At 60.1% G+C, this 8,389-nt stretch carries 5 protein-coding genes; 4 read left to right on the top strand and 1 reads right to left on the bottom strand.

Going from position 1 to position 8,389, the window contains the following annotated elements:
- Nucleotides 1–43 precede the first annotated feature (43 nt).
- Nucleotides 44–2,191 (bottom strand): ribonuclease R, encoded by a 2,148-nt coding sequence (gene rnr / locus Q1Y74_RS08885; protein ID WP_300813901.1) that lies wholly within the window; start codon nt 2,189–2,191, stop codon nt 44–46.
- Between the two features lie 197 nt (nt 2,192–2,388).
- On the opposite strand from rnr, the gene Q1Y74_RS08880 reads away from it, so the two are divergent.
- The 4 genes from Q1Y74_RS08880 (at nt 2,389) to mutS (ending at nt 8,370) form a co-directional block, all read left to right on the top strand.
- Nucleotides 2,389–3,330 carry a cation diffusion facilitator family transporter gene (locus tag Q1Y74_RS08880; protein WP_300813900.1) on the top strand — a complete coding sequence of 314 codons (942 nt, stop codon included), beginning with the start codon at nt 2,389–2,391 and terminating at the stop codon, nt 3,328–3,330.
- A 50-nt stretch (nt 3,331–3,380) separates the two neighbouring features.
- A complete protein-coding gene (locus Q1Y74_RS08875; RefSeq protein WP_300813899.1) occupies nt 3,381–4,388 on the top strand; it encodes an NAD(P)-dependent oxidoreductase in 1,008 nt (335 codons plus the stop codon).
- Nucleotides 4,379–5,344 carry a phosphatase PAP2 family protein gene (locus tag Q1Y74_RS08870; RefSeq protein ID WP_300813898.1) on the top strand — a complete coding sequence of 322 codons (966 nt, stop codon included), beginning with the start codon at nt 4,379–4,381 and terminating at the stop codon, nt 5,342–5,344. Before Q1Y74_RS08875 ends, Q1Y74_RS08870 begins: the two co-directional genes overlap by 10 nt.
- A 404-nt stretch (nt 5,345–5,748) precedes the next feature.
- Complete coding sequence (mutS, locus tag Q1Y74_RS08865; RefSeq protein ID WP_300813897.1) at nt 5,749–8,370, top strand: DNA mismatch repair protein MutS; 2,622 nt, start codon at nt 5,749–5,751, stop codon at nt 8,368–8,370.
- Nucleotides 8,371–8,389: the final 19 nt, after the last annotated feature.

The raw sequence follows: 8,389 nt of genomic DNA, 5'->3' as shown, positions 1-8,389 counted from the left end.
TAATTAGTAAATATTCACTCGCTCAGTATCCTGACCTCCCCCGTCACTCCACCAGCGCAAAGTCCAGCTGCTTTTTCTCCAGGTTGGCACGGGCCACCTTGATGGTGATGGCGTCGCCCAGGCTGTAGGTGCGGTTCTTGCGGCGGCCGCGCAGGCAGTAATTCTTTTCGTCGAATTCGTAATAGTCGTCGTCCAGGTCGCGGATGGGCACCATGCCCTCGCACTTGTTGGCGTTCAGCTCCACGTAGAGCCCCCACTCGGTGACGCCCGAGATGACGCCGTCGAAGGTCTGGCCCAGGTGTTCGGTCATGAATTCCACCTGCTTGTACTTCACGCTGGCCCGTTCGGCACTGGCGGCCAGCTGCTCCATGGCACTGCTGTGCTCGCAGAGGGCTTCGTACTTCTTCTCGCTGACGCTGCGTCCGCCCTGGTCCAGGTATTTGGTGAGCAGGCGGTGCACCATCATGTCGGGATAGCGGCGGATGGGCGAAGTGAAGTGCGTGTAGTAGTCGAAGGCCAAGCCGTAGTGGCCGATGTTGTGTACCGAGTAGCGCGCCTTCTGCATGGCACGGATGGAGACGGTCTCTATGAGGTTCTCTTCCTTCTTGCCCTGGATGTCGTCCAGCAGGTGATTGATGGACTTGGAGACATCCGTCTTGGTGCCCGTGGTGCGCAGCTTGTAGCCGAAGCGGGCGATGAACTGTGCCAACGTGTCCAGCTTGTCGGGGTCGGGCAGGTCGTGAATGCGGTAAGGGAACACTTTGGCCTTCTTCCCCTGGGGCACACGCCCGATGCGCTCGGCCACGGTGCGGTTGGCCAGCAGCATGAACTCCTCCACCAGCTTGTTGGCGTCTTTCGATTCCTTGAAGTAGACGCTGACGGGCTTCCCCTTCTCGTCTATCTCGAACTTCACCTCGTAGCGGTCGAAGTTGATGGCACCTGCGGCAAAGCGCTTCTCGCGCAGCAGCTTGGCCAGCTTGTCCAGCTGCAGGATTTCTTCCTTGAAGTCGCCCTCGCCCGTCTCTATCACCTGCTGCGCCTCTTCGTAGGTGAAGCGGCGGTTGCTCCTGATGACGGTATGCACCACGCGCGAGTCGCGCACCTCGCCCTTCTCGTTCATGCGGAAGATGACGGAATAGGCCAGCTTGTCCTCGTCGGGGCGCAGCGAACAGATGAAGTTGCAGAGGCGTTCGGGCAGCATGGGGATGGTGCGGTCCACGAGGTAGACGGACGTGGCCCGCTTCTCGGCCTCCTTGTCGATGATGCTTCCTTCGGTGACGTAGTGGGTCACGTCGGCAATGTGTACGCCCACTTCCCAGAGGCCCTCCTTCAGCTTGCGGATGGAGAGGGCGTCGTCAAAGTCCTTGGCGTCCTTGGGGTCGATGGTGAAGGTCGTTACCGGGCGGAAGTCCTCGCGGCGGGCAATCTCGTCGGCGGGTATTTCTTCGGGGATGCGGTCGGCGGCCTTCTCCACCGACTGCGGATAGACGTAGGGCAGCCCGAACTCGGCCAGGATGGCGTGCATCTCGGTGGTGTTGTCGCCCGCCTGGCCCAGGATGTCCACCACCTGTCCGATGGGGTTCTTGGCCTTGTCCGGCCACTCCACCACCTTCACGATGGCCTTGTCGCCGGTCTTTCCTCCCTTCAGCTTGTCCTTGGGAATGAAGATGTCGTTGGCCAGCGTGCGGTTCTCGGTCAGCAGGAAGGCATACGACTTGGTCACTTCCAGCGTGCCCACAAAGGTGTCGTTGGCCCTTTCCAGCACCTCAATCACTTCGCCTTCGGGCTGGCGTCCGCGCCTCTTGGCAAAGAAGGCGATGCGCACCCGGTCGTTGTTCATGGCGTGTGCCGAGTTCCGCTCGGCTATGAATATGGGTTCTCCGCCCCCGTCGGGGATGAAGGAGTTCTTGCCGTTGCTCTTGCGCTGGAAGACTCCCGTCATCTCCACTCCATGGCTGTTCAGCTTGTATTTGAACTTGTCCACTTCGGCAATGTAGCCGTCGTCCAGCAGCTCGGTCAGGATGTCCTTGCAGAGCATCTTCAGCGGATGGGTTGTCAGGCGCAGCTGGTCGAAAATGTATTTCAGCGAAAGCACCTCGTCGGGCTTGGCGTGGAAAAAGTCCAACAGCACGGTGGCCAGCTGTTTCTTCGACATGCGTTTGCCCGCTTTCTTTTCTCTCTTTTTTGTCATAATCAGGGTAAGTTTTATAATTGTCCGCGGTAAATCGGGGATATACCGTTTTGTCATCTTGCAAAGTAAACAAATATTTGCCTCATGCGGTTCATTATCTTCTAAAATCTTGTGTACTTGGCAAAAATAGCCGCCGAAGGGACGGGGTAACGGATTAATGTCGTATATTTGCAGCCATTATTGAAAATAACGCTTCCATGTCTGAGAACAATCTGAGAAAAGAAGAAGAGGCTGCCCGCGAGAAAGGCATTTACCGTGTGACGGTGACAGGCAGCATCGTCAACTTCGTGCTGGTGGTATTCAAGTTCATAGCAGGCATCCTGGGCCAGAGTGCCGCCATGCTGGCCGATGCCGTCCATTCGCTGTCCGACTTCGTGACGGACATCATCGTCATAGCGTTTGTGCGCATCTCCAGCAAGCCGCAGGACAAAGGCCACGACTACGGGCACGGGAAGTACGAGACACTGGCCACTGCCATCATCGGCATCCTGCTGCTGTTCGTGGGCTTCGGCATCCTCTGGAACGGGGGCACCTCGGTCTTCCGCTTCCTGCAAGGCGAGGAGCTGGAGAAGCCCGGCATGGTGGCGCTGGTGGCAGCCATCATCTCCATTGTATTCAAGGAAATACTGTACCAATACACCGTCATCAAAGGCAAGAAACTGAACTCGCAGGCCGTGGTGGCCAACGCCTGGCACCACCGCAGCGACGCGTTCTCGTCCATCGGCACGGCCGTGGGCATCGGCGGCGCCATTCTGCTGGGTGAGCACTGGCGGGTGCTGGACCCCATTGCGGCCATCGTGGTGAGCCTGTTCATCATGAAAGTGTCCATCCAGCTGCTGGTTCCCTGCATCGGCGAACTGCTGGAGAAGTCCCTGCCCGACGACGTGGAGCAGCAGATTGAGGCCACCGTGCTCTCCTTCCCCGGCGTCAGCGAGCCCCACCACCTGCGCACCCGCCGCATCGGCAGCTATTACTCCATTGACCTGCACGTGCGCATGGACGGTAAAATCAGCCTGGAAGAGGCGCACAAAACGGCTACGGCCATCGAGCACGAACTGAGAAAGCTGTTTGGCGGAGGGACGCTCATCAACATCCATGTAGAACCCGTCAAGCAACCGAAGGACACGCCCACAGCCTGAAGACAGGCGGCAGACGTCACACTGAACAACCCATAGCCAGACTCACACCCATGAAATCAATACTAATCACAGGAGCAAGCGGATTCATCGGGAGTTTCCTTGTAGAGGAAGCCCTGAGACAGGGATTCGGAACCTGGGCCGGCGTACGCGCGTCCAGCAGCCGCAAATACCTGCAAGACCCGCGCCTGCACTTTGCCGAGCTGGACTTTGCCAGCCCCGACCGCCTGCGCGGGCAACTCGCCGCGCACAGGGAGGCACACGGCGGCTTCGACTACATTGTACACTGCGCGGGCGTCACCAAATGTGCCGACCCGAAGGACTTCGAGCGCGTGAACTACGGGCAGACCCGCCTCCTGGCGGACACGCTGCGCGAGCTGGACATGGTGCCCCGCCAGTTTGCCTTCGTCAGCACCCTGAGCGTATTCGGCCCCATCCACGAACAGGACTACCGGCCCATCGTGGAGACGGACACTCCCCGGCCCAACACCGCCTACGGCCTCAGCAAACTGAAGGCCGAACGCTACCTGCAGGGCCTCGAAGGCTTCCCCTACGTCATCTACCGCCCCACGGGGGTCTACGGCCCGCGCGAGAAGGACTACTACCTCATGGCCAAGTCCATCCGCAGCCACACGGACTTTGCCGTGGGCTACCGCCGCCAGGACCTGACGTTCGTCTACGTGAAGGACATCGTCCAGGCCGTGTTCCTGGGCATCGGGAAAGGAGTGACCCGGCGGGCCTACTTCCTATCCGACGGCAACGTCTACCCCAGCCGCACCTTTTCCGACCTGATACGCCGGGAACTGGGAAACCCCTTCGTGGTGCGCCTGAAGTGTCCGCTGGCCGTACTGAAAGCAGTATCTGCAATCGCAGAAGCGTGGGCCAGGCACCGCGGAACGGCCAGCACGCTCAACTCGGACAAATATAGAATAATGAAACAACGCAACTGGCAGTGCGACATCACCCCCACCGTCGACGAGCTGGGCTACTGCCCGGCCTACGACCTGGAGCGCGGAGTGAAGGAGACCATTGCCTGGTATAAAAAAGAGGGATGGCTTTAGATTTGTTTAAAAGGGCAGAGAGCCACAAGGGGCTGTTTGCCGTCGAGAAGATTACGCTGATATATAACCTGCTGACCTCCATTCTGATTCTGTTTCTCTATCAGAAAATGGATCATCCGGGGCAGATGCTGCTGGACCGCGTGCTGATAGCCGGCATGACGGTGCTGCTGATGTACCTCTACCGCCTGGCGCCGTGCAAGTTCTCGGCCTTTGTGCGGGTGGCCATCCAGATGTCGCTGCTCTCCTACTGGTACCCGGACACGTTCGAGTTCAACCGCGTCTTCCCCAACCTGGACCACCTCTTCGCCTCGGCCGAGCAGTGGCTGTTCGGCGGCCAGCCCGCCGTGTGGTTCTCGCTCCGCTTCCCGCAGATGTGGGTCAGCGAACCGCTCAACATGGGTTACTTCTTCTACTATCCCATGATTCTGCTGGTCACCGTGTGGTACTTCCTTTTCCGCTTCGACCTCTTCGAGAAGGTGTCGTTCGTGCTGGTCACCTCGTTTTTCATCTACTACCTTATATATATATTCGTGCCCGTCGCAGGCCCGCAGTTCTATTTCCCCGCCATCGGCTACGACAACGTGGCCCAGGGCATCTTCCCGTCCATCGGCGACTACTTCAACCACAACCAGGAACTGCTGCCGGGTCCGGGCTACGAGCACGGTTTCTTCTACAACCTGGTGGAAGGCTCGCAGCAGGTGGGCGAGCGCCCGACGGCCGCCTTCCCCAGCTCGCACGTGGGTGTGTCCACCATCCTGATGATTATGGCCTGGCGGGGCAGCCGCCGGCTGTTTGCCTGCCTGCTGCCTTTCTACCTGCTGCTCTGCTGCGCCACGGTCTACATCCAGGCCCACTACCTGATAGACGCCATCGCGGGCTTCGTCACGGCCATCATCCTCTACGTGGTGGTGACGCGCATGTTCAAGCGCTGGTTTGCGCGCCCCATGTTCGTGTAAGGGAAGTGGAGGCCGCAAGCAGGCCGCTCTTCCCCGCCCTTCAGGCTGTCTGTCTGCCGTCCGGACCATGCAAGCACGGTCTTCAGACCATGCAGGCACGGTTCACGGACCGTGCAAGCACGGTCCGCGCACGATGCAAGCACGCTCCAGCCAGCCTTCAGGCACATCCTGACAGTTCCCGTAAACGGCTCACCGACAAGGCCTTGAGCATTTCCGCATCGGACGTCCTTCCGGCCCCCTCCGCGGCCGCACGCCGCCCGAAGATTTCCACAGGGAATGCGCAACAAAATCGAAACACTTTTCTTATCTTTGCCCGACTAATAATGAAGGAGAGGCACCGCCCGCGCCCCCCAAGGGCACACCTCTCCGCCGAATAAACACTGAAAACCAGAAAAGAAACATCCATGTCCGAAGATATCGTCCTTACCCCCATGATGAAGCAGTTCCTCGAACTGAAGGCCAAGCACCCCGACGCCGTCATGCTGTTCCGCTGCGGAGACTTCTACGAAACCTACTCCAACGACGCCGTCGTGGCCGCCGAGATACTGGGCATCACCCTGACCAAACGCAACAACGGCAAGGGAGGGCAGACCATCGAGATGGCGGGCTTCCCCTACCACGCCCTGGACACCTACCTGCCCAAGCTGATACGGGCGGGCAAGCGCGTGGCCATCTGCGACCAGCTGGAAGACCCCAAGCTGACGAAGAAGCTGGTGAAGCGCGGCATCACGGAGCTGGTGACGCCGGGCGTGTCCATCAACGACAACATCCTGAACTATCGCGAAAACAACTTCCTGGCCGCCGTCCACTTCGGCAAAGGCAGCTGCGGAGTGGCTTTTCTGGACATATCGACGGGCGAATTCCTGACGGCCGAGGGCAGCACCGACTACGTGGACAAGCTGCTGGGCAACTTCGCCCCGAAGGAGGTGCTCTTCGAGCGCGGCAAGCGGGGCATGTTCGAGGGCAACTTCGGCACCAAGTTCTTCACCTTCGAGCTGGACGACTGGGTGTTCACCGAGTCAACCGCCCGCGAAAAGCTGCTGAAGCACTTCGAGGTGAAGAACCTGAAGGGCTTCGGCGTGGAGCACCTGAAGAACGGCATCATCGCCTCGGGCGCCGTCCTGCAGTACCTCATCATGACGCAGCACACGCAGATTGGGCACATCACCTCGCTGGCACGCATCGAGGAGGAGAAGTTCGTCAGGCTGGACAAGTTCACCGTGCGCAACCTGGAGCTCATTGCCGGCATGAACGACGGCGGAAGCAGCCTGCTGGACGTCATCGACAAGACCATCAGCCCCATGGGAGCACGCCTGATGAAGCGCTGGCTGGTGTTCCCCCTGAAGGACGTACGCCCCATCAACGAGCGCCTGGACGTGGTGGAGTACTTCTTCCGCCACCCCGACTTCAGGGAACTGATTGAGGAACAGCTGCACCTGATAGGCGACCTGGAGCGCATCATCTCCAAGGCGGCCGCCGGAAGGGTGTCGCCCCGCGAAGTGGTGGCCCTCAAGGTGGCCCTGCAGGCCGTCGAGCCCATCAAGGAAGCCTGCACGGCGGCCGACGACGCCAGCCTGAACCGCATCGGCGAGCAGCTGAACGTCTGCCGCTCGCTGCGCGACCGCATCGCGCGCGAAATCAACAACGACCCGCCCCTGCTGGTCAACAAGGGCGGCGTCATCAAGGCCGGCGTCAGCGCCGAGCTGGACGAGCTGCGCCAGATAGCCTACAGCGGCAAGGACTACCTGCTGAAGGTGCAGCAGCGCGAAAGCGAACTGACGGGCATCCCCAGCCTGAAGATAGGCTACAACAACGTGTTCGGCTACTACATCGAGGTGCGCAACGCCCACAAGGACAAAGTGCCCGCCGAGTGGATACGCAAGCAGACGCTGGCCAACGCCGAACGCTACATCACGCAGGAGCTGAAGGAGTACGAAGAAAAGATACTGGGAGCCGAGGACAAGATACTGGTGCTGGAGACGCAGCTCTATGCCGAGCTGGTGCAGGACCTGAACGAGTTCATCCCCGCCATACAGATTGACGCCAACCAGATAGCCCGCCTGGACTGCCTGCTCTCGTTTGCCAACGCGGCGCGCGAGAACAACTACATCCGCCCCGTCATCGAGGACAACGACGTGTTGGAAATTCGCCAGGGCCGCCACCCCGTCATCGAGAAGCAGCTGCCCATCGGCGAGAAATACATCGCCAACGACGTCCGCCTGGACAGCACCTCGCAGCAGATTATCATCATCACAGGACCCAACATGGCCGGCAAGTCGGCCCTGCTCCGCCAGACGGCGCTCATCACCCTCATGGCGCAGACGGGCAGCTTCGTCCCCGCCGAGAGCGCCCACATCGGGCTGGTGGACAAAATCTTCACCCGCGTAGGGGCCAGCGACAACATCTCCGTGGGCGAGTCTACCTTCATGGTGGAGATGAACGAGGCGGCCGACATCCTGAACAACCTCTCGCCCCGCAGCCTGGTGCTGTTCGACGAACTGGGGCGCGGCACCTCCACCTACGACGGCATCTCCATCGCCTGGGCCATTGTGGAACACATCCACGAGCACCCGCGGGCCAAGGCGCGCACCCTCTTCGCCACCCACTACCACGAGCTGAACGAGATGGAAAAGACCTTCAAGCGCATCAAGAACTACAACGTGGCGGTGAAGGAGGTGGACGGCAAGGTCATCTTCCTGCGCAAGCTGGAGCGGGGCGGCAGCGAACACTCCTTCGGCATCCACGTGGCCAAGCTGGCGGGCATGCCGAAGAGCATCGTGAAGCGCGCCGACGAAATCCTGAAGCAACTGGAGGCCGAGAACCGGCAGACAGGCGCCGTGACGGGGAAGAAGATTACCGAAGGGGCTTCCTCGGCCGGAGGCATGCAGCTGAGCTTCTTCCAGCTGGACGACCCCATCCTCTGCCAGATACGCGACGAAATACTGAATCTGGACGTCAACAACCTGACACCGCTGGAGGCACTGAACAAGCTGAACGACATCAAGCGCATCCTCAAGGGGAAATAACCGCCGAAGCCCCCTCAGC

Origin of the sequence: uncultured Bacteroides sp., from assembly GCF_949298305.1 — a bacterium.
Classification (GTDB): Bacteria; Bacteroidota; Bacteroidia; order Bacteroidales; family Bacteroidaceae; genus Bacteroides.
This window is presented reverse-complemented; position numbering and strand designations above follow the sequence as displayed.

What these genes read in the sequence shown, in the direction of transcription:
- rnr (WP_300813901.1), bottom strand. Translation starts at nt 2,191, where the DNA reads ATGACAAAAAAGAGAGAAAAGAAAGCGGGCAAACGCATGTCGAAGAAA.
- Q1Y74_RS08880 (WP_300813900.1), top strand. Translation starts at nt 2,389, where the DNA reads ATGTCTGAGAACAATCTGAGAAAAGAAGAAGAGGCTGCCCGCGAGAAA.
- Q1Y74_RS08875 (WP_300813899.1), top strand. Translation starts at nt 3,381, where the DNA reads ATGAAATCAATACTAATCACAGGAGCAAGCGGATTCATCGGGAGTTTC.
- Q1Y74_RS08870 (WP_300813898.1), top strand. Translation starts at nt 4,379, where the DNA reads ATGGCTTTAGATTTGTTTAAAAGGGCAGAGAGCCACAAGGGGCTGTTT.
- mutS (WP_300813897.1), top strand. Translation starts at nt 5,749, where the DNA reads ATGTCCGAAGATATCGTCCTTACCCCCATGATGAAGCAGTTCCTCGAA.